This is a genomic window from Fischerella muscicola PCC 7414 (assembly GCF_000317205.1).
Taxonomy (GTDB): Bacteria; Cyanobacteriota; Cyanobacteriia; order Cyanobacteriales; family Nostocaceae; genus Fischerella; species Fischerella muscicola.
This window is the reverse complement of sequence record NZ_AJLK01000124.1, coordinates 55,914-78,521: the sequence shown is the minus strand read 5'-3', so window position 1 is coordinate 78,521 and position 22,608 is coordinate 55,914. Positions and strand designations below refer to the sequence as shown.

Below are 22,608 nucleotides of genomic sequence, written 5' to 3'. Positions count from 1 at the left end.
GTTCATCTGTGTTCATCCGTGTTCGTTTTTTCTCTACTGGAGTTAACCGCAAGCCACTATAATTTTGAAGAAATCGAACACCGATACACACCGATGCACACAGATAGATTGTGCGTTGGTGTCAATCGGTGTTCATCCGTGTTCATCTGTGTTCGTTTTTAAAAGCTTGAGTTTTGTTATAATCTCAATCCACGCCAGATGTTAATTGGCAGCTAGAGTTTATACAATAATAGGAAAACCCTTTAAATTTTAGTGCTTAAGTGTAATTGCTCATGACCACTTCACGCCGCCATTATCACATAACTACTTTCGGTTGCCAAATGAATAAAGCTGACTCAGAGCGTATGGCTGGCATTTTAGAAGACATGGGCTTTGAGTGGTCAGAAGACCCAAATCAGGCAGATGTAATACTCTATAACACCTGCACCATCCGAGATAACGCGGAGCAAAAAGTATATTCTTATCTAGGTAGGCAAGCAAAGCGCAAGCACGAACAACCGGATTTAACATTAATTGTTGCTGGTTGTGTTGCTCAACAGGAAGGAGAAGCCCTACTACGCCGAGTACCAGAATTAGATTTAGTTATGGGGCCGCAACATGCCAACCGACTGCAAGATTTATTGCAACAAGTGTTTGACGGCAATCAGGTTGTGGCCACAGAACCAATTCATATTATTGAGGATATTACCAAACCACGCCGAGATAGTAAGGTTACGGCTTGGGTGAATGTGATTTACGGCTGCAACGAACGCTGCACTTATTGCGTAGTGCCGAATGTCCGGGGTGTGGAACAGTCTCGGACACCAGAGGCAATTCGCGTCGAAATGGAGGAACTAGGGCGTCAGGGTTACAAGGAAGTTACACTCTTGGGTCAAAATATCGACGCCTACGGGCGGGATTTACCAGGAGTAACACCGGAAGGCCGTCACCAGCATACATTGACAGATTTGCTGTACTATGTGCATGATGTTCCGGGCGTGGAAAGAATCAGATTTGCTACTAGTCATCCCCGTTATTTTACTGAGCGCTTGATTCGCGCTTGTGCAGAGTTGCCGAAAGTATGCGAACACTTCCACATTCCATTTCAATCTGGGGATAACGAAGTTTTAAAACGTATGGCACGGGGTTATACCCATGAAAAATATCGCCGGATTATCAACACAATCCGCGAGTATATGTCAGATGCGGCGATTAGTGCTGATGCGATTGTTGGTTTCCCTGGAGAAACAGAAGAACAGTTTGAGAATACACTCAAGTTAGTTGCAGATATTGGTTTTGATCAGTTGAATACTGCTGCTTATTCTCCCCGCCCGGGAACACCCGCCGCAGTTTGGGAAAATCAACTCAGTGAAGAGGTGAAAAGCGATCGCCTCCAAAGATTAAACCATTTAGTGGCGACGATTGCAGCCGAGCGATCGCAACGTTATATGGGACGCTTAGAAGAAGTGCTAGTAGAAGACCAAAACCCCAAAGACAAAACCCAAGTCATGGGACGTACCCGCACTAACCGTCTGACTTTCTTTACTGGTGACATCAACGAACTCAAAGGTAAGTTAGTAAAGGTAAGAATCAGCGAAGTTCGGGCTTTTAGTTTAACGGGTGAACCAGTGGAGGTAAGGGAAGTGGTATCAGTTTGAATTGTCTGATTTTTCTGTGTCATTACTATTTCCCTGTAACCTCATGGAACCAAAAGCATAGCCAACAGCTACTTTGGCAATATCAAAATATGCAGGACGATTTTCTTTATCAAGGATGGCCAAGGATAGCGATCCTGTCACTAAAATGATTAATATTGGTGGAAGCACCCCTCCCCAAAGGGTGCTATTTTTTTTGTTTGACATATTTTTCTTCTCCAAAGTGATGATGAGTTAGTAATAAATGGTTCTCCCAAGAAGTGTTTTGAAACGCAAAGGGACGCGCAGTCAAAGCAGAGAGAAGTTTGATCGCCGTAAGCCGGCGATCAAAGCTTCGGTGGGGACGCAGAGTTTTTCCTTTTTCTTCCCCTACACCCTTATACCCTTACACCCCCACACCCGTGTTTGTTGAACCTAACGTAATGATTCAATGACGACGGTTGTTGCTAGTAAGCACAACAGAATAATTGCTGCTCGCCAAACCAATCCTCTAAACAATGGCAAGATCATAATTAGAAGATGTTGTGCGCCGACACTCATTGACATTACATAAGCGATCGCAAAACCGACTAAAGTCAGCAAAAAGTATTTCAGGAATTTGGTAACGAACCTAAATAAAGCGCTGTATTGATCTTTTTTCATAGCCATATAATTTCTCTCCTACATGACAAAAATTGGCTAAAAAATAAGACAGGGAAGTATACTAGATACTTCTTCCTGCCTCGTAAAAAATCACAATTTATCAGGGCGAGGTGATCAAATACTTTCGAGTATTTCCTTGTTCAAGCTGCCAGTCATCGCAACTATGCAATCTCTTTGGAGAGTTAGATATTCAATTATTCAATTAGTCGTTATTCAGTTGTTCTTGATTCAATTGTCTTCTGATTCAGCTTTTCGCCCACTCTCCACCACTTTTTCAAATCTTCATCGCTGATGACATACCGATAATGAGTAGAACCCAAAATCGTGACTGCGATTCGGTCATGTTTAATTTTCTCACTCTGGATTTCAATACGACCAAAACCAGTTTCTTGCCAACTGCCAATGAGAATTACTAGTAGCTGAACCAATAATTTGTCAACTTCGTTAAGTTCGTTGCTCTCTTTGGGCATAGATTGAACCATTTACTAAGCTTTCGCTGTATTCTTAGTCAAAAGTGGTAAAGGTTATGACTATCCCAAAACAGACAGATGTTCTACCTGTGTGACTAAGAATTAGACCGATTTATTCGCCTTTTGTGACCCTATGAAAAGTGACTGCGGAAACTATTTGTCGTATTTAGTGACAAGTATTGCACGCCTGATATCTGGATGTCAATAGCTTTTGAGGTAAAATATTACCAAGAGTGACTGCTATAAAGAGAATAATAAGTATAAGTGACAGGTGTCACAGATGTTTTTACGATGTAAGCTAATAATCGGTCACTAAAAGCGTATGTAAAGTTGGCAAAATGCCAAACAACATGAACCAACAACAGTTAGATGATGTTTTGAAACAGCTAACACCACGACGACAAGAGGTATTACGTTTAATCTTGGCAGGAGAATCTAATGAAGCGATCGCTGATGCCTTGAATATTAAACCTGTGACAGTGAGAAAATATTTAGAGCGGCTCTATCAAACATTTGGTATCAGCAAACGAGTAGAGTTAGTGACTTTGTTTGCGATCCACAAACCAGATTTGATCGGGAATCATCCTCATGTTCAAAAATCACAGGAATTGTCTGTTGAGCAAGGCGACAATTCCCGACCTGAAAGCAAATTAGATTTAGGAGATGCACCCGACACAATCATTTTCTATGGGCGTACAAATGAACTAAATACCCTAGAGCAATGGATTATTGGCGATCGCTGTCGTGTAGTTGCTCTTTTGGGTATGGGAGGATTAGGGAAAACAGCTCTTTCTGTGAAGCTGTTGCAGCAGTTGCAGTCGGAATTTGACTACATTATCTGGCGTAGTTTGCGTGAGACTCCGAAGTTGGAAACAATATTGGATGACGCAATCAAGTTTCTCTCAGACCAACAAGTGATTGATGTTAAAGGTAGTATCAGTGATAAAGTTTCACACTTACTTGATTACCTACGTTCTGCACGTTGCTTGTTGATATTAGATAACTTTGAATCAATTCTTGCTGATGGCGCTCATGCAGATGAATATCGAGAAGGATACGAAGATTACAGTATCTTAATTCAGCGTATTGGACAATCATCTCATCAAAGTTGTCTGCTGTTGACTAGTCGTACCAAACCCAAGGAAATTGCTCTTCAGGGGGGCGAAAATTTACCGATCCGTTCCCTATTGTTGCAAGGTCTACAACAGCCAGAAGCCATGAGAGTTTTGGCAGATAAAGGGCTTTCTGGTTCGGTAGATGAAATGCGCCAACTAGTGGAACTCTACAGTGGTAATCCCTTGGCACTCAAAATCTTATCTACGTTTATTAAAGATTTATTTAATGGCAATGTTTCTGAATTTATCGCCCAAGAAATCACCCAATTTGTTGGGATTGAAACTTTATTAGATAACCAGTTTGAGCGGTTAACAGAATTAGAACAAGAAATTATGTACTGGTTAGCAATTAACCGCGAACCAGTGTATGTCAAAGACTTATATGAAGACATGGTGGAAAAATCCATGTTTTCACAAATCATTGAAAGTCTAGAGAATTTAAAAAGGCGATCGCTCATTGAAACCGTAGACGGCAAATTTACTCTGCAAAATGTCGTCATGGAATACATGATTGCGCTATTAGTACGTCAAGTCAGCGAGGAAATTAACTCTGGAGATTGGCAAATATTTAATACCTATCCCCTGATTAAAGCAACCGCTAAAGACTATGTCCGCCATTGTCAAACAGAATTAGTTCTTAAACCTGTAGCCAAAAACATCACCGATGTTGAAAGTAAACTAGTTCATCCCCTGCGGCGTCGAGATCCGAAATTACACAGAAAAGGATATGCAGTCGGCAACATCTTAAACTTACTGCGTTACTTAGACTATAGTTTATCGGGGCTTGATTTATCTGGTTTGAAAGTTTGGCAAGCCTATCTGCGGGGTGCTGATTTACGCGGTGTTAAATTTATTGGTGCTGATTTAGATAAATCTCGCTTTACTGAAGCCTTTGGCACGGTTTTAGCAGTAGCATCTAGTTCTCGCAAATCTCTAATTGCGATGGGCGATACCAAAAGCAAAATTCGCCTCAGACATGCAGATGGTCATCAATTTCTTACTCTCGAAGGCCATACAAATTGGGTTCGCTCAGTTTACTTTAGCTTTGATGGTGAAATTTTAGCCAGTGCCAGCGATGACAAAACCTTAATGTTGTGGAACACCACGACAGGTCAGCGTCTCAAAACTCTTACCGGACACCGAGAAAGAGTTTGGTCGGTGGCTTTTAGCCCGAATGGTAACACTTTAGCTAGTGCGAGTGAAGATCGGACAATCCGACTGTGGGATATTCACACTGGCGAATGTACCAAAATCTTGGAAAGACACACAAGTTGGGTGCGGTCAGTCGCCTTTAGCCTTGATGGCAGTTTTTTAGCCAGTGGCAGCAGTGACAAAACTGTGATTTTATGGAATGCAAATACTGGCGAATATTTGACAACTCTCAAGGGACACACTGCTAGGGTACGCGCAGTCACCTTCAGTCCAGATAGCAAGACCTTAGCCAGTGGTAGTGATGATTATACAATCAGACTTTGGGATATCCCTAGTGGACAACACTTGAGAACTTTAGAGGGACACACAGGTTGGGTACGTTCAGTCGCCTTTAGTCCTAATGGTAGTATCTTAGCTAGCGCCAGCGAAGACCATCGGATCATTCTCTGGAATACTCGCACTGGTCAGCGTCAACAGACACTATCAGAACATACTGCAAGGGTTTGGTCAGTCACCTTTATTGATGAAAACGTATTGATCAGTAGTAGTGATGACAAAATTGTCAAGCTGTGGGATGCTCATACTGGTCAATGTTTGAAAACTTTGCAAGGACATACTGATTGGGCTTGGTCGATAGTTTTCCATCCAGAAGGTAATATCTTGGTCAGTGGTAATGACGATAAAAGCCTCAAGTTCTGGGATATTGAGACTGGCGAAGCCTACAAATTTCTATCGGGTCATACCAACCGGATACGCACAATTGCCATGAGTCGGGATGGTAGCATGATCGCCAGTGGTAGTGATGACCAAAGTGTTAAGTTATGGGATGTGCAAACAGGTCAACTCCTGAAAACTTTGGTGGATCACACTGATCGAGTACTCTGTGTTGCTTTTAGTCCCGATGGCGATCGCCTCGTCAGTGGTGGTGATGACAAAGCTTTGCGAATTTGGGATATCAACACGGGAGAATACCGCCAAACTCAAGAAAGTCATAAAAATTGGGTCTGGTCAGTTACTTTTAGCCCAGATGGCAGTGCGATCGCCAGCGGTAGTGAAGACCGCACTATCAAACTCTGGGATGTAAATACTGGTGAGTGCTTCAAAACTTTGAGAGGACACAATGGTTGGGTGCGATCGGTGCGCTTTAGTCCTGATGGCAAGCTTTTAGCTAGTGGTAGCGAAGATGAAACTGTCAAAATTTGGGATGTAAATACTGGTGAGTGCCTCAAAACCCTGAAGGGAAAAACTTGTTGGGTAAGGGCAGTAGCCTTTAGTAGCGATGGTCGTTTCCTCGCTGTTGGCGGCGAAAAACCGATTGTCGAGGTCTGGGATATTAATACTGGTCAAATCCTTACCACGTTCAGAGGACATCAGGAACGGATTTGGTCAGTAAACTTTAGTCCAAATTGTAATATTTTAGCTAGCAGTAGTGAAGATGGAACAATTAGACTTTGGAATGTGGAAACGGGCGAATCCCACAAATTATTAAGAGCGCCGAGACTTTACGAAGGCATGGATATTACAGGTGTAGTTAATCTCACCAAAGCCCAAATAAATACTCTCAAAACTCTAGGAGCAACTAAAAACGATGAGTAGAAAGTCGAGACCAGCTTTAATCGGTATTACAACCTATGGTCGTCAAGAAGCATTGCCCTTTTCTTTACCTCCTGCTTACCTAGATGCAGTGCGATCAGCAGGTGGTACACCAATTCTATTACCTCCTGGAGAAACTGATCCGGCGATTCTTTTAGAACCTCTCGATGGTTTGATTATTCCTGGTGGTGGAGATATCAACCCCAAGTGTTACAACGGATCGTACCATCCCAGCATTTATTCGGTAGATTGCGATCGCGATGCTTTTGAACTCAAATTAGCTGAGTTTGCTTTAAAAAATCATCTACCAGTATTAGGTATATGCCGAGGTTTACAGATATTAATAGTGTCTGGTGGTGGTAGTTTGATTCCTCATGTACCAGATGTATACGGTACTTCCGTTTTACACCGTCTTGATCCCGAACCAGGCAAGCGTTTCCCTACCGAACATAAAGTCAAAATCCATAAAGATAGCCGCTTAGCAAGTTTTATCCAACAAACTCACATATCCGTAGTTTCTTGGCATCATCAAGCAGTACAAAAATTACCTTCTGGTTGGCGTGCTGTGGCTCATGCAGTGGAAGATGGGTTAATTGAAGCGGTAGAACACACAGATCATCCTTGGGCGATCGGCGTGCAATGGCATCCAGAGTTATCTAAAGATGACCCCAATCATCAACGTATTTTTCAAGCTTTTGTAGCAGCCACCCAAAATAAAACTCAAAAAGGTCTAATAGAAAGTATGAATTACCGTTGATTGTAATATAAAATTTTCTTTTTTTAAAATGCTCTTACTCACTATCTCTTAATAACTTTTCTAAACCCGACCAAAGCATATCTAGCCCAGCAGCTATCATCTTTGCACCTTCCATAGTTGGTGTTAGTAATTCTGGCGATCGCATCAAAATTATCTTGGTGAGTTCTCGCGCTTCCTGGGCATGTCTTTCTTCCACACCATCGGAAAAACATTCAGCAAAATATGGTTCTTCTTTAATAAGAGGAAAACAATGAGAAAGACTATTCATTAAAGCCCGCATCCAATCATCTGCAAACATTTCGATTACGCACCAAGGCCCTAAAGACTTGGGGTATATATTCTGTACTAAAGAAACGAAATCAGCAGTCATTGGATCGAGTTTTTTTTGCAAATCATCTAAACTACCAAAATCTTCATCTGCAAGCAATAATTCTGCTCCCATATTGCTAAAAGCCCGGCTCAATTGATAATGATGGGTATCACCATCTTTGAGACTATCATCATCACTAATAATTCTCAGCTTCCGCACCCGTAAAGCTGGACTATCAAGGTGTGGAACAAAATAAACCATGACCCGAGTAGCATGGCAAGCTGCTTGATATCTGATATATAAATTTCCTAATAAATTGGGAGAACGGAGTTTTTCTGGTGGAAATTTTGCTAGGCAAGAAAAAAAAGAATGTTTAGATGGTAAGTGTGCTTGATAAAGTTCATCTAAGAATTGATAAAATTTTATTTCTACATCCGGAATTTGCATAATTTAAGTTAATTTATATTTTAATACATTTGTCATAAAAACCATATGATAATAACTAATAAAAATTTTTGTTCCTGGAAATTTATAATTATTTACGTACATCTCATTTTACAAATAGTGAAATTAGCTTTTTTCTAGGTTGAAATTAGCTTTTATTAATGAAATTAATACACTGCTTATATGTATTATGATTTTCCTATTTTGATATTTCATTCCATTCTATAGCGTTCCAGACAAGACCCCGACTTCTCAAAGAAGTCGGGGATCTAAGCTCTGCGATTCTCACAAATCATATAGGATTACTATAGTTATTTTTTACTTCACTCTTGCTTCATAGAGTAAATAAATCAACTGTATTTAGTGAAAAAAATGAGATAATAAGTTGCAAAATCTCAGTTACATATTATCAAATTTTATTTCCTGTCTTACTCTGCGTTCTCTGTTGAAAAGCTTTGAACGCCCCAAGCCCTAGCACCCTACACCGAAGCCGCAAAGCGTCTACAAACTTTTCGCTGTGCCTGGTGCGGTTTAATAAGTAAGTAGACGGGAATAAATATAAATATGTTACAAAAAGTAAACATGCCTGTAAGGGCAAAGCATTTGTATGTGATATTGACATCAAAACTGAATCTACTAGTACAAATGCTTTGCCCCTACCCAATGACCAATGACAAAGGACTTTTGACAAATGACGACCCCAACTGGTAGAGACGCTTCAAACAGCGCGTCTCTACATTTTTACCGACTTACTTATCCTCTCAATGTCTGATATCCCATATTTTTCTTGAGCTATAAAAAATTAGTTCACCCATCAACAGCTTGTGTTAGGCTATCTGCATTTAAGGTGTGGAGGTATCTTAAGATGACAAAGTTGCGGGTAGGGTTGCTGTTTGGTGGTTGTTCCGGAGAACATGAGGTATCAATCACCTCAGCAAGGGCGATCGCAAAAGCTTTGAGTTCAGGGCAAAATACCAGTAAGTATGAAATTTTGCCTTTTTACATTCAAAAAGATGGACGCTGGTTAGTAGGAGATGCACCGCAACAAGTCTTAGCATCAGGAAAACCACTGTCATTGCCTAACTCTGAAACTGCAAGTTCCCAATCTCTCAGTCGTTGGCAATCTCCTCCGCAAGTTGGGGAAGTCGATGTCTGGTTTCCGATTCTGCATGGCCCCAACGGGGAAGATGGTACAGTCCAGGGTTTACTAACTTTAATGCAAGTGCCCTTTGTGGGTTCTGGAGTCTTAGGTTCAGCACTGGGAATGGATAAAATAGCCATGAAAATGGTTTTTGCCCAAGCTGGATTGCCACAAGTCAAATACAAAGCGGTGAACCGTTCCCAAATTTGGTCAAATCCTTGTGTTTTTCCCAAACTTTGTGATGACATTGAATTAACTTTGGGTTATCCCTGTTTCATTAAACCTGCAAATTTAGGTTCATCGGTGGGAATTGCCAAGGTGCGATCGCGTCAAGAATTAGAAACAGCGTTGGATAATGCAGCCAGTTATGATCGCCGCATCATCGTAGAAGCAGCAGTTGTTGCCAGAGAATTAGAATGTGCTGTTTTAGGAAACGATCAACCCAAAGCTTCAGTGGTAGGTGAAATTACCTATAAAAGTGAATTTTACGATTATGAAACTAAATATACAGAAGGTAAAGCAGATTTAGTCATTCCCGCAGCAGTGCCAAATGCAGTTACTCAGCAAATCCAGGAAATGGCCTTACAAGCTTTTGCAGCTGTTGATGCTGCGGGGTTGGCAAGAGTAGACTTTTTCTATGTAGAAGCCACAGGCGAAGTATTAATTAACGAGATTAACACCCTACCCGGCTTTACAGCAACAAGTATGTATCCCCTACTTTGGCAACACAGTGGTGTTTCTTTCCCAGAATTGGTTGATCAATTAATTCAACTAGCTGTTGCAAGGTACTCTCCTGGAGAAGTAGCAGCATCAGAGTAGTAATTTTCCTGGTTTTTTAAGTACTAAATGACACTGAAAATGTAAAAATAATTAGGTTTGAGTAGTCTTTTTCTTTATAAAAAGGCTACTTAAATCGGAAAATTTTTTACGGATACGTGATCGCTGACTCCTCCAGTACAATTATTGACAAGAGGGGTACACATTTGAAAGTAGTCATGGAAAATACTCAAGATGTACAGCAGCCATTGGAGGCAAAAGCACCCGTAACTGAAGCTGTAAAAAGTGGATCTGAACTACAAACAAGCAAAAACTCTCTACTACATCTGTTAGTCCAACACCCTTGGTTACTATTTGTTGGAGCGTTACTGACTTTGCTCAGTACTACTGCTATAGCAGTGTACAGTATTGGTTACGTAGGACGTGTAGAGCGTGAAGAACCAGAATTCATACAACTTGAAGCAGAATCACCGCTTACTACAACCCCTCAAACCACCAAAGTATCCAATAGTCCCATTTCCTTACAGATGATAGCAGCGATCGCTCTGAGTTGCGCCAGTGGATGCTTTGTTGTTTTTCTCTTGCTCAACCGTCCGAAACAGCAACAAGCTCAAAAAAATCCTCATCACCCTCAATTACGCTGGAGACAACGCCGTCAAAAGCCGCAAGAACCACTTCCTACCAATAATTTACCAGTGTTTTTACCACCAGTACCCGAATCTGCTCAGACACCTCCAGAACCAGAAAAACCCACAGTTACTGTTTTGCCGCCAGAAGCAGAATTTAATAAAGATGGCAAAGACTCTTTAGCAAGCATGATGGATATTCGTAAACAGACTTCTTTGTCTGCATTGTTGCGTGAGTAAATTGTTGGAATAGTCTTTGAAAAGTAAAAAGAAATGTGTAGAATCTCAATCAATAAATTGAGGGGATTTTATACGGATGCATTATATCTTGCACCAGCTTTTCATTCCGCCAGGAAATAAATTTTAACTAAAACCGCGAAATTCCCCATCCCTCTATACGGTGGGGATGGTGCTTCGGAGAAAAATTAGGGGTTCGATGCCCCTAATTTTTCTAATCTCTTTTCCAGCGAACGAACAAACTCCCTAAAAACATCAGTCTGTGTCCTGCCTGTCAGTTCACAGTACTTATGCACAATTTCTTTCTCTTGTTCAGTTATCCGAAAGTTCATCATTTCTTTACGTAGAGAATTACTGCACTATTTTTGTCGTGTCATTCCACTACTTAATATTTACTATTATTGCCATTCGTATGAAATCTTAAAGAGGAAGTTTCAATCATGCTCCTCTATTGAAATTATGTATATTTTCCATAAGATACTAGGGATTTGAACTAAATAATTGCCATTCTGCCAAAATCAAATCCTCAGATAAAAAATTATATTTACCTACTACAAATACCAACCATTATATATAGGGCTATAACTCATGAAGGGTCATACCACTCACCCTAGATATTAGCTAAAAGTTACAAAATTCAGGTAATTATCTAAACAATATAAAATTAACAAATATCATTTTTAGTCTTTATATAGATAATCATAAACAATGTTCAAGACGCTACACAATTCTGGTAAAATTAGCATTTTTATGTGATTAATAGGTATTTTTTCAAAATTTTTCTGATGAGAAATACTTGCCAATCTGGCAACTCAGCTACGATTTATTCAGCTAAATTAAATCCAAGATAAACGACTTCAAGGGTGTTGTTATCAGGGTGTACCACAATAAAATATCTTTTATGTGGTATACCTCTACTGAATTATTTAAAGGCAATTTTCAAATATATCTAAATATGATATATGCAAAAATTGCCTATTTAAATAAAAATGATTTACACGAAATTAAACTTTATTAGAGAGGGTACTATTGATAATTTATTAGTTGTTAAATGTTGGTTTTTTATTAAGAACAATCAACAAACAACAAATACCCAATTAGATTTGACATTTACCGCACCAGGAAATTACATATGTATTGGCGTTGTTGTTCCACACTTAGCCCCCTAAACAAATAACAACGCTTGTGCATATTCCTGTTCGCTTCAGTGGTAAATGTTTGGGTGGGAGTCAAAAGCGACTGGTATGCTGACTCCCACTCTTTTTTTATAGGGAGGTGAGGAGGTGAGGAGGTGGGGTGGTGGGGAGGTGGGGTGGTGGGGTGGTGGGGAACTCACCGGTCCCCATGAGCGACTGCCGTAGACGCGTAGCGGCTTCTGTAAAGTAAGGGTTTCCCGGCATAAAGAAAGAGCCGTGCGCTTTGCGCGGCTTCGGTGAAGGGTGGAGTGTGAGGAGTGGACATTGGAAATAACCAACAAACAACTACTAACTACTAACTACTAACCACCAACAACCAACCACCAACAACCAACAAACAACTACTAACTACTAACCACTAACAACCAACAACCAACAACTAACCACTAACTAACAGAATTGTGTATCCTGCAAAAATTCTAGGATTGCTGCATTTAAGACTTTGGAAGCACCAGTGGAAGCATCATGACAGCAATTAGGCAGAATTTCTAACCTAGAATTAGGTAGGTGTTGATGCAATTTTTCTCCATGAGTGGCAGGAAACCAACTATCTTGTTTTCCCCACAAAACTAATGTCGGACAGTGAATAGAACTAAGATTATTTTGGATTCTGCTCAACAAATTGGGTTTATTTGCTTTTAGGTTCTCAATTTCCCGTACTGCTATTTGTACCTCTTCGGCTACTTTGGTAAGAGTACCCCTGAGTTCAATGTATGGATAAGTCATCCAGTAAACATCTTCCTGTGTTAAAACAGATGGATCAAACAGCACTCGACGCCGTTCTATTGCCATTACTTCTCTTACCAATGGAGCTAGTAAATTTGCTAAGGCTAATGTATCTATCGCTTGTATAACTTCTAGCGGAGTTTGAGCAAGCAGTGACATGCCCCAATGGGGAAGACTTTCGGCAAAAATTGGTACATTTACTACTACTAACCGTGCTATTAGTTGCGGGTATTCTTGAGCTAAAGCTAGAGCAATTAATCCACCTAAAGATTCTGCCACAATTGCCACAGGCTCATCACTTAGTGATTGAATAATTCGCTCAAATTCTATAACTTGATGACCACTGTGTTCTCTGCGTAACAATGGTTTTTCGGAAAATCCATACCCTTTGGCATCAAAACAAATTACCCGAAAGTGTTTAGATAAAGGCTGAATACTGTGACGCCAATTATAACTCCAGCTACCCATGCCATGTAAAAAAAATAGAGGTCTACCAGTACCTATTTCTCCATAAGCAATTTGTACAGGATAACCATGAGCATCAGAAATTGTAATACTTTGTCGCCCTTTGGGAAAAGTAACTTGCCACCAATCTTTCATTCTTTTTGTGAAAACTCATTTAACTACCGGTTAAGGCTCCCCACAGCAGTCTCATTATTATCACAGGCAATGCTACTAACACAATGGCAACAAACAGTAGTCCAATCAAAACTGCGAATACAAACCACTTATTAGCACTTTGATTTTGACTAGGAAACCTTAAATATTCTTCTAGTAGTCTGATATTACGCTCGTTTGCTGTCCAAGCAAAGTCAAACAAATCTCCCAATACTGGCGCAGCACCCACCAAACCATCAATGATGATATTAAACACCATTCTGCTTAAAGTTCTGGCTGGCACACCCAAGCGTGCTGATTCTAGGATAATGTAAGCAGAAAGCATGACACCTAAAAAATCACCACCAACGGGTATTAGTCCTAAAATTGGATCTAAACCAATGCCAATACGTGTTCCGGGTATAACAATGGCTTTATCTAGCAGGCGGCTAAGCTGACGTAGACGCTTGAGGGTAGGTGCTTTAGCTTCAGGATCAATAGTGGAAAACCGACGAGATGGCTGAGACATGAAAGCGATCGCGTGTCTGTGATAAAAATCCTAAATATCTTACTCCTATACTGGGAATTTGCAAGTAGTTTTTGCTATAAGTAACGATATTTACAAAAATATTTTGTTTGATGTTGATTGTTGGTTGGTGATTGTTCCAAACTACAAACAACACACAACAAACAACTATCACCCATTAAATATGAGTCAAGAATTAACACAGCAGTGGTTAACTGAAATCCAAGCACTGAAACAGCAGGTAGCACATTTGCAACAAGAACGGGATGCAGCTTGGGAAAGTTCTGAAAAATGGCGAAAACTCTATAACACTGAAGCAGAACAACGTCGTACAGATGCTCATCTCTCCAAACAGACGATCACATCGTTGCAAGCACAAATTCAACGTTTGCAAGGTATTGAAGCAGCACAACTTAACGATGGTGCAGCTACAGCAGCTATTGAGCAAGAAATAGCCCAAATTAAATCAACACAAGAATTAAAAGCGAAATTAGTGGCTGCCATCAAAGAACGCGATCGCTTACAACAGGCGTTGCAAAAAGAACAAGATGAACACGCGCAAACTCGTAAAAGCCTGACTACTGCCTTGGGTGATGCTATTGATAGCTTAACGCGCCAGCGTACAGAAACTCAGTGAGGAATTTTGACAGTAAATGTCGTACCAACTCCTACTTCACTTTCCACAAAAATTTCTCCTTGGTGGAGTTCCACACATTTTTTCACAACTGCTAATCCTAACCCAGTACCAACTATATTTTCAACATTTTGACCTCGATAAAATGGCTCATAAATCTTCTGCTGTTCATGCTGGGGAATGCCGATTCCTTCATCTTTAACTTGGAAAATCGTAGCTTCTACTTCACACTTTAAGAATAAATATATATTCCCTCCTTGGGGTGAATACTTGATGGCATTCAAAAGCAAATTACTGAGAATAGAATATAGTAGCTTCTCATCCATATTTGCCCGATAACAGCGGCCATATTTAATAAAATGTATTACAGTCTGTTTAGTGTCAAACAACTGGAAATCTTCTAGTAAATTTAAACAAAAAGTTTCTAGATTAATCAACTGAGGATTAAAATCTAATTTTCCTGCCTCTGCTCTTGTTAAAGTCAACAGATCAGTAATCAATTGATTCATTAACTTAGCAGAAGATTGAATGCGATATAAATTTTTTAATTTATTCTCATCAACAGATTCCTGAAGAATTTCCTTTAATAATTGAGATGAAAGCAAAATCACACTCAAAGGTGTACGAAATTCATGAGAAATCATCGAAAAGAGACGAAGTTTTAGTTCATTTAATTCTTTCTCTTGAGTTAAGGTTCTTTCCAGTGCTTCAACTTCATCATGTTTTACCCATTGACGATAAAGTATAAAACACAAACTGGAAACTACCACAAAGCTTAAAACTGTACCCAGTATTTCGATAGTTGTTCTATATTGAATACTGTACTGTGATTGTTGAAGCGAACTTTTTAAATAATCTTGTTCTTCTGCTTTGATTTCTTGTAGTATCTTGAGAATATTTTCTCGAATATCAATACTTTTTTTGTAATTAAAGATTGAGCTTGAAATGCTGATTTATCTTTCATATACAACGCTATTGATTGCTGCAATAAAGCTAATCTTTGATTGACTAGAGAGTTAAGGAGTGCTAATCGCTGTTTCTGACTATAACTAGCATGTATTTGATGCTGCAATAACTGCATTTCAGATTGCATATTTTTGGCGGCAGTTTGGTAGCGCTCTAACTCTTGTGTACTTCCTAAAAAGATATATCCTCGCCGCCCTGATTCCGCAACTGACATAGCAGCATAGAAATCAGTCAGTGTATTAAGAGCTTGATAAGTATGTTGTACTTTATCAGCACTTTCCCTAATTTCAATAGTGTTTTTATATGAAGCGAAGCTAACTAGTGCCATCAATAGGAGAGTTAAGCAAAATCCTCCTGCTATCCATTTACCTTGAATAGACCACTTCATAAAATTTTGAGTCATGATAGAGTCAAAGAACCTCTCTTCTACTTCTCTGTGCCTGAACAAGAGTATGGTGGTTAGTTTATGCGTATTCTGGTAGTTGAAGATGATACCCAATTGGCGGAGGTACTGTCAGAAGTATTAACTAGGCGTCAATATGTAGTAGACATTGCCCAAGATGGGGAAGCAGCCTGGAACTCAGTAGAGTCAATTAAGTATGATTTGCTATTGTTGGACGTGACGTTGCCAAAATTAGATGGTATTCGCTTTTGCCAACGTTTACGCACTATTCAAGCCAATAATCCAGCACATCGGAACTCTGCTGCACCCGTGTTGATGCTAACGGCTCGTGACACTGTAGCAGACAAAATTACCGGATTGGATGCAGGAGCAGATGATTATGTGGCAAAGCCATTTGACTTAGAAGAGTTAATGGCTCGTATACGTGCTTTGCTCAGAAGGGGTAGTTCTGCAACCACATTAAGTTTATGTTGGGGGAGTCTGCTTCTCAATCCCAGTACTTACGAGGCTACTTACGATGATAAACCTCTGAGCTTGACACCGAAAGAATATGCGATTTTGGAATTATTGGTGGCCAATGGCAGACGGGTGTTGAGCCGTTCTAGCATTATAGAGCAAGTGTGGTCTATGGACGACTCGCCTGTAGAGGAAACCGTTAGGTCTCACATCAAATCTCTCAGGCAAAAGCTCAAATTTGCAGGTGCTGCTGAAGATTTTATAGAAACGGTGCATGGGTTAGGCTATCGTCTCAAGTAGGAACACACGACTGTTATTTGCCCTGACGACTCCACAATTTCTGCACAAATTCTACACGGAAATTGCATATGTAGGTTTTATATTCTTCAGGTATTGGAGGGGAACATTAAGCAGTAAATCTATTGTTCCAATCAGTCTACGATCAAAAAAGCTCAGAAGGAAATTGTGGATGAAATCGAAGCAGTCTTATCATGGCTGGTTGATTGAAATAATACCAATGCCCAAAGGATATTTATTTCAGTGTTGGCTGGCGGATGAAAAGACTGGATTCAGCGATCGCCAAATTTATCCCACTTTCGCTCAAGCTTTTACGGCAGCCAAAAAACGGGCTGATTTAGAAGCTGTTAGTTTAGCGTTAATCCGTTTTCTTAACCAAGCTTACAAGCCGTGCAATCTTAGCTCTAATGAATATAAGGCTTTGGAAACATCTATAGTCAACTTTGTTCAACAAGCCAGTAGAACCCAAATGCACAACTCTCCAACATTGCTGACACAAAACCAAATTCTGTGTTTCTACAAAAACACAACTAGTCAAATTCAAATCCTTCGCATCTCCCACAGCACTAACTGTGACTTCGAGCAAATTGTTTTTCCTGGAGAACAAATGCTATTTGAGGCTTTTCCCCAAGCAGAGCTAGAAATCCATATGGATAGCACAACAGGTGCAACTTTAACCAATAAAATTCTTTGTTCCAATCTACAAGTTTATGGCTGATTTTATACATTCTTGTCATGAGTTATATAGCAATCCTAAATCATTTGTGAAATTATTTGCTTGTCTTCCTCTCCTCTTGTGTGTCTCTCTTGCCTCTGTGGTTTGTTACTCACAATTCATTTTCACAAATCAGATAGAACTGCTATGTAAGTGGAGCGATCGCGGTTCCGGGAGAGCTATACATTTGCTGTCATCAGCACTGTAAATCTAAATTAAATCTGCGTAAATCCCGGACGCGATAAAAACCAATCTACAGCATTTTCCAGAGCCACACTTAAGGGAGACTGAGGTAAACCCAATTCTCGCACAGCCTTGGAAGCGTCATAATACATCGTTTGCGTTGCCATACGTACACCATCTAAAGGAACAGATGGTGTTTTGCCAAAGCGAGTCAGAATTTTTTCATCAAACCAGGCAACACTAAGAGGTAAGCAAGCAGGTATAGACCTTTTCGGGGGTTGCAAGCCTGTAATCTCAGCAAGTTGATCGAGTAGTTGTTTGAGCGTTAGATTTTGATGTCCTAAAATGTAGCGATCGCCAGATTTACCTTTTTGCAAAGCTAGCAAATGCCCCTTCGCCACATCCCGCACATCAATAAAATTCAGTCCTGTGTGCATATAAAAAGGCATTTGCCGTCGCAAAAACCGCACAATAATATCTCCTGTCGGCGTTGGCTTAATATCCCAAGCTCCAATCGGACTGCTAGGGTTGACTATAACCACATCCTGACCATCACCAGCTGCCTGCATGGCTTCTTGTTCAGCCCAAAACTTAGACTTTTTGTAGTAACCAACTAGTTTTTCTACAGGACTTTGATAAGTTTCATCTACAATCGTACCACCAGGCCCCACTCCAATAGCCGCTACAGAACTGGTATAAACTGTTCTAGAAATATCAGCTTTTCTGGCAGCAGCTAGGACATTGCGCGTACCCAAAACATTATGCTGGTAGAGGGCTTCCCGGTCTTTTTGCCAAAGAGAATAGTGAGCAGCCACGTGAAAAACATACTGACAACCCCGCATCTGCTGCCACAATTCTGGGTGATTTAAATCACCCTTAACGATTTCTACATCCAGATTCTGGAGGTTATTTAATTGGCTATTAGGGCGTACCAATGCTCTAACGGCGTATCCTTCTGCTAGAAGTAACCGCACCAAGTTAGCGCCAACAAAACCAGTACCACCTGTAACAAATACACGCATTATCAGTTACGTAAGACTGTGAATTGAGGAAGTAATATAAGGTTTTTGGCAAGTGTCCACAGTTTGATTTTGGTTAACGAACACCGATGAACACTGATGGAACACAGATAGATTATGTTATCAGTCTATCCTCTGGGTTTGGTGTTTCTACGTCTAGGAAACCAATCATCAAGGGCGGCGTATACAACTGGGACAACAATTAAACTCAAGATGGTGGAACTTACTAACCCACCAGCAATAGCAACTGCCATAGGCGATCGCAATTCTGAACCTGCTCCCAAACCCAAGGCTATAGGAAGCATACCTAAAATGGTCGAGACAGTTGTCATCATAATTGGGCGCAGACGTATCGGCCCAGCCTGGAGAATAGCCTCTTTCTGGCTTAAGCCGCCATCTCGCAACTGATTAATACAATCTACAATCAGAATGGCATTTTTGTTAGCCAGCCCCAGCAAAAACACAAAGCCAATCAGCGAAATCATGCCAAAGTCACTTTTAGTGACTACCAGCGCCAACATTGCCCCTACTAGTGCTAAAGGCAAAGAAATACAAATCACCACTGGATCTACCCAACTGCGGAACAGGGCAATGAGTACAACAATAATACACAATGCCGACAACGCCAAAGTAGTGCCGAAACTGGCGAAAACTTCACCACTCCGTTCAGAATCACCTCCTAAATTCAAAGTCACACCAGCAGGCATCACCGCTCGAGCTTCAGCTACTAATTTATCGGTAGCATCACCTAGAGGTAAATTCTGCCCCAGATTGGCGCTAATATAGGCAACCCGTTGATTATTCAAACGTTCGATTTGCGAGACTTTATCCTGGGCATTGGTTGTCCCTTTGACAGTAACATCAGCAAATCCCGGCAATTTTTGCAGACGTTCTTTGAGTGTCTCGGCAGTTTGACTGAGGGTGTTGAGATCATTACCCTGTAATGCTACTTCTAAAGGTTTTTGCGCGCCAGAATCAACAAATTGGATGTCTTCAACGCTAAGACTTACACCCTCAAGTTTAGGCAAAGAGGAACGAAACTGATCTTGTAATTCTGAGGTTTTGATGTTGCGATCGCTTTTAAGTTTGACGTAAAGTTTGCCTTTATTCGGCTCTCCCTCACGCGTACCGACAACAGTAAATACTGTTTCTACTGCCGGCGACTTTCTCACTACCTCCTCCAATTTCTTACCCACCTCAGCAGAGTTATTCAAAATAGTTGTGATTGGAGATTCATCAGGGAAAAGAGATGAAACGGAATCGGAAACAGGTAAACGTGGAGATGGGGAAAAGTCTGGAACAAAATTTACTGTGTCCTCATCTCCCTGTCCTAACTCCGCGAAATTCGGTAAAGCAGTCGTATAAACTATATTGAATTCCCCCCGGTCTAACTTCGGTATAAACCCTTTGGGAACTAGTGGAATCAAAGCTATACCCGCTACAAAACTCAGCACAGCTAAACCGATGACTATGGCACGATGATTCAGCGACCAACCCAGTAAATTATGGTATAATTGGGCAAAACTCGGCCATCTCCTTTCTTGACGACATCCAGAACCAGAAGGCTTGGGTTTGAGCCAGTAACTAGCCAAAACAGGCGATAAAGTCCGGGCAACTAGCAAAGAAGCTAGCATTGCTGCGGAAACGGTAATGCCAAAGGGCTTAAAAAATTGACCAATTACTCCACCCATTAAACCTATAGGTAAAAACACGGCAACTGCTGTAAAAGTTGCTGCTGTGACTGTCAACCCAATCTCATTAGTAGCTAAAAAGGCAGCTTGTCGGGGGTGTTCTCCGTCCTCGACGTGCCGCATAATATTCTCGACATCAACGATCGCATCATCAACAATACTGCCAATCACCAAAGCTAGAGCCAATAGTGTAATTGTCTCTAGGTTGAAGCCAAACAAGGCCATGACAATAAAAGTTGCTAACAAAGATATCGGAATCGCCAGTGCAGAAATTGCAGTCGCTCGCCAATTCCACAAAAACGGAAAAATCACGATTACCGCCAAAATTATGGCTTCAATTAAAGCATCAATAGTGGCATCGGTGGCTTTGCGGATATACTCTGCTTGCGTAGCAGCTAGGGTGAGTTGAACATCACCCAACGTGGAACGTAACTGTTGCACCTGATTTTCTACCCGAGAAACCACTTCCAAGGTGTTCGCATCACCACGTTTAATTACCTGAATAGCAAGTGCATCTTTGCCGTTGAACCTGACTAATGTTGCTCCTTGTTGGCTAGCAGCAGAAGCGCCTAATAAATCTACTCTTAAAACTCCTGGCTGTTTGGCGATCGCAGGTATAATTTGCTCGTTAGTTAACTTTGTCAGTTCTGTTAAATTTCGCGATTGACTCTCAACGGCGTAACTAACAGCAGCAGACTCATTCAATCTAATCGGAATAATCTTAAAAGACGAACCCTCACTTAAGGATGCTTGTTTGAGTTCTGTTTCTACCCTTGCCGTAGACTTTTCCAGGTTAGTACCAACAAAAAAAGACAAACTAACAACTGTTTGACCAGGATAGGTAGAAGAGCGGATTTTATCAAGCCCTTCTAAAGAATTGAGGCGTTGTTCTATGGGTTGGGTGAGCTTTGCTTCCGTATCTAAGGCTGTCGAAAGTGGAGCTGTTGCATTTACCACTACAACAGGAAAAGTAATATCTGGAAACAAAGCATACTTCAGGGAACTAAAAGCCAATATTCCCGCTATCATCACAGCTAACCAAAAACTCACCGTCAGTCGGGGATGCTGAATCGCTAATTTAGAGATATTGAAGCGCTCACGGAGAGACTTAGAGTGATGAGGTTTTACCTTCATGACTGAGATTTTTGCTGACTGCTGATCTTAAGTTTAATCACACAGGCATACAATTAGAAGTTATATCAAATCCGTTGGCAGCGAAAATAATATATTTTTAAACGCAGAGGGACGCAAAGGGACGCAGAGTTTTTGGACTTTCTCTGCGTCCCTTTGCGTTCACTCTGCGCTCCTTTGCGTTTAAAAACACTACGATTTTGTTCTTCTGTTGTCCCTAGTTCCCTATTTTCACAAAAGTGTTCAATTCATCAACAATCCAAGCAATCCTAGTCTGTCAAGGTGCGGAGTATCAAGCTGTGTGCCGAGGCTTAAGCCGCATTACTGGTTCTACACCGTCTGTGATACCCATACCTATCGGTGTAGAAAATACATACACATATTTGCAAAAAAGTCAAGACATAAAAAATATCTTGAATCATCCACAATCCAAAGTGTTAGTGATGGGTTTGTGTGGCAGTCTGCAACCCCAGTATCAAGTGGGGGATATTGTAGTGTACGCAGATTGTATTTATCAGGAAAATACTGGCAAGACTTTGGTGTATGAGTGCGATGCAACTTTGACAGAATCTTTGCAGCAGAGTCTCCATCAGGCTGCTGTTGTCAAAGCATTCACAAGCGATCGCATGATTTGGTTGAGTACAGAAAAACGCCAGCTTGGTCAAATTTTAGCAGCCGATGTTGTGGACATGGAAGGATTTGCTGTGCTGAAATTTTTCAACTCTACTGGGGTAAGAGTGGGAATGGTGCGGGTTGTGAGTGATGGATGCGATCGCAATTTACCTAACCTCAATTCCACACTGAATTCTAATGGTTCCCTTAAACCTTTATCGTTGGCTATAGGTATGCTGAAACAACCAATTGCTGCAACTAGACTAGTGCGAGGTGCTTTGCAGGGACTACAAGTATTAGAACAAGTGACAACTTGTTTGTTTCACTCTTCCCGCAGCTGCCCCTCTGTTGAAGACTCACCTTAAATCATTTATATCGTAAGCAATCAGCCGGACTTGATATGACATCAGGAATCATCAACTAGTTTTGAGAGATTTGGATGTGGATTTTGGATTTGAGATTACAAGGTTTTAAGAAAAAACTTTTCTAGATATCTAACTTGAAAAAGGGTGTAGGGGTGTAGTCAGAGTCAAATTTTCATGTTTGTTGGTGTACAAA

General features: G+C 40.8%; 18 protein-coding genes and 1 pseudogene. 9 read left to right on the top strand and 10 right to left on the bottom strand.

What is annotated here, in order from left to right; all coding sequences use genetic code 11:
• The first annotated feature begins 272 nt into the window (after positions 1-272).
• Positions 273-1,637 carry a tRNA (N6-isopentenyl adenosine(37)-C2)-methylthiotransferase MiaB gene (miaB, locus tag UYI_RS0119830; protein ID WP_026086066.1) on the top strand — a complete coding sequence of 455 codons (1,365 nt, stop codon included), beginning with the start codon at positions 273-275 and terminating at the stop codon, positions 1,635-1,637.
• Here the strand turns inward: miaB and UYI_RS0119825 are convergent.
• The 3 genes from UYI_RS0119825 to UYI_RS0119815 all read right to left on the bottom strand — a co-directional run bounded on the left by UYI_RS0119825 (position 1,629) and on the right by UYI_RS0119815 (position 2,746).
• Positions 1,629-1,841: a hypothetical protein gene (locus tag UYI_RS0119825; RefSeq protein WP_016868421.1), complete on the bottom strand. Its 213-nt coding sequence runs from the start codon at positions 1,839-1,841 to the stop codon at positions 1,629-1,631. The genes miaB and UYI_RS0119825 overlap by 9 nt on opposite strands.
• Before the next feature lie 207 nt (positions 1,842-2,048).
• A complete protein-coding gene (locus UYI_RS0119820; protein ID WP_016868420.1) occupies positions 2,049-2,282 on the bottom strand; it encodes a hypothetical protein in 234 nt (77 codons plus the stop codon).
• A gap of 203 nt (positions 2,283-2,485) precedes the next feature.
• Positions 2,486-2,746, bottom strand: coding sequence for a hypothetical protein (locus UYI_RS0119815; protein WP_235147981.1), 261 nt, complete (start codon positions 2,744-2,746; stop codon positions 2,486-2,488).
• Between the two features lie 338 nt (positions 2,747-3,084).
• On the opposite strand from UYI_RS0119815, the gene UYI_RS0119810 reads away from it, so the two are divergent.
• Positions 3,085-6,609, top strand: a complete 3,525-nt coding sequence (locus tag UYI_RS0119810) for an NACHT and WD40 repeat domain-containing protein (RefSeq protein WP_235147980.1) — start codon at positions 3,085-3,087, stop codon at positions 6,607-6,609.
• On the top strand, positions 6,602-7,363 hold the full coding sequence (locus tag UYI_RS0119805; RefSeq protein WP_016868417.1) for a gamma-glutamyl-gamma-aminobutyrate hydrolase family protein: 762 nt from the start codon (positions 6,602-6,604) through the stop codon (positions 7,361-7,363). Before UYI_RS0119810 ends, UYI_RS0119805 begins: the two co-directional genes overlap by 8 nt.
• Before the next feature lie 34 nt (positions 7,364-7,397).
• Here the strand turns inward: UYI_RS0119805 and UYI_RS0119800 are convergent, their stop codons facing one another.
• A complete protein-coding gene (locus UYI_RS0119800; protein ID WP_016868416.1) occupies positions 7,398-8,120 on the bottom strand; it encodes a hypothetical protein in 723 nt (240 codons plus the stop codon).
• Between the two features lie 862 nt (positions 8,121-8,982).
• Here UYI_RS0119800 and UYI_RS0119795 point away from each other — a divergent pair.
• Entirely contained in the window at positions 8,983-10,077 is a 1,095-nt protein-coding gene (locus UYI_RS0119795) for a D-alanine--D-alanine ligase family protein (RefSeq protein ID WP_016868415.1), read from the top strand.
• Between the two features lie 164 nt (positions 10,078-10,241).
• A complete protein-coding gene (locus UYI_RS0119790) occupies positions 10,242-10,901 on the top strand; it encodes a hypothetical protein (protein ID WP_235147979.1) in 660 nt (219 codons plus the stop codon).
• Positions 10,902-12,163: 1,262 nt separating this feature from the next.
• Here the strand turns inward: UYI_RS0119790 and UYI_RS39770 are convergent.
• The 3 genes from UYI_RS39770 to UYI_RS0119775 form a co-directional block, all read right to left on the bottom strand.
• Complete coding sequence (locus UYI_RS39770; protein ID WP_268742272.1) at positions 12,164-12,298, bottom strand: hypothetical protein; 135 nt, start codon at positions 12,296-12,298, stop codon at positions 12,164-12,166.
• 186 nt (positions 12,299-12,484) lie between these two features.
• Entirely contained in the window at positions 12,485-13,420 is a 936-nt protein-coding gene (locus tag UYI_RS0119780; RefSeq protein WP_016868412.1) for an alpha/beta fold hydrolase, read from the bottom strand.
• Positions 13,421-13,439: 19 nt separating this feature from the next.
• Entirely contained in the window at positions 13,440-13,946 is a 507-nt protein-coding gene (locus UYI_RS0119775; RefSeq protein WP_016868411.1) for a DUF4112 domain-containing protein, read from the bottom strand.
• A gap of 181 nt (positions 13,947-14,127) precedes the next feature.
• Here UYI_RS0119775 and UYI_RS0119770 point away from each other — a divergent pair, with 181 nt between their 5' ends.
• The gene (locus UYI_RS0119770) at positions 14,128-14,580 is read left to right on the top strand and encodes a hypothetical protein (RefSeq protein WP_026086064.1); all 453 of its coding nucleotides are present in this window, start codon (positions 14,128-14,130) and stop codon (positions 14,578-14,580) included.
• On the opposite strand, the pseudogene UYI_RS40235 reads toward UYI_RS0119770, so the two are convergent.
• Positions 14,574-15,946: pseudogene (locus UYI_RS40235) on the bottom strand (sensor histidine kinase). The gene UYI_RS0119770 and the pseudogene UYI_RS40235 overlap by 7 nt on opposite strands.
• 63 nt (positions 15,947-16,009) lie before the next feature.
• On the opposite strand from UYI_RS40235, the gene UYI_RS0119755 reads away from it, so the two are divergent.
• Positions 16,010-16,702: a response regulator transcription factor gene (locus UYI_RS0119755; protein WP_016868409.1), complete on the top strand. Its 693-nt coding sequence runs from the start codon at positions 16,010-16,012 to the stop codon at positions 16,700-16,702.
• Between the two features lie 169 nt (positions 16,703-16,871).
• Positions 16,872-17,417 (top strand): DUF1830 domain-containing protein, encoded by a 546-nt coding sequence (locus UYI_RS0119750; RefSeq protein WP_016868408.1) that lies wholly within the window; start codon positions 16,872-16,874, stop codon positions 17,415-17,417.
• Positions 17,418-17,629: 212 nt separating this feature from the next.
• Here the strand turns inward: UYI_RS0119750 and hpnA are convergent, their stop codons facing one another.
• Both hpnA and UYI_RS0119740 read right to left on the bottom strand, forming a co-directional pair.
• Positions 17,630-18,619 (bottom strand): hopanoid-associated sugar epimerase, encoded by a 990-nt coding sequence (gene hpnA, locus UYI_RS0119745; RefSeq protein ID WP_016868407.1) that lies wholly within the window; start codon positions 18,617-18,619, stop codon positions 17,630-17,632.
• A 125-nt stretch (positions 18,620-18,744) separates the two neighbouring features.
• Positions 18,745-21,441, bottom strand: a complete 2,697-nt coding sequence (locus UYI_RS0119740) for an efflux RND transporter permease subunit (protein WP_016868406.1) — start codon at positions 21,439-21,441, stop codon at positions 18,745-18,747.
• A 236-nt stretch (positions 21,442-21,677) separates the two neighbouring features.
• On the opposite strand from UYI_RS0119740, the gene UYI_RS0119735 reads away from it, so the two are divergent.
• The gene (locus tag UYI_RS0119735) at positions 21,678-22,415 is read left to right on the top strand and encodes a 5'-methylthioadenosine/S-adenosylhomocysteine nucleosidase family protein (RefSeq protein WP_016868405.1); all 738 of its coding nucleotides are present in this window, start codon (positions 21,678-21,680) and stop codon (positions 22,413-22,415) included.
• The last annotated feature ends 193 nt before the right edge of the window (positions 22,416-22,608 follow it).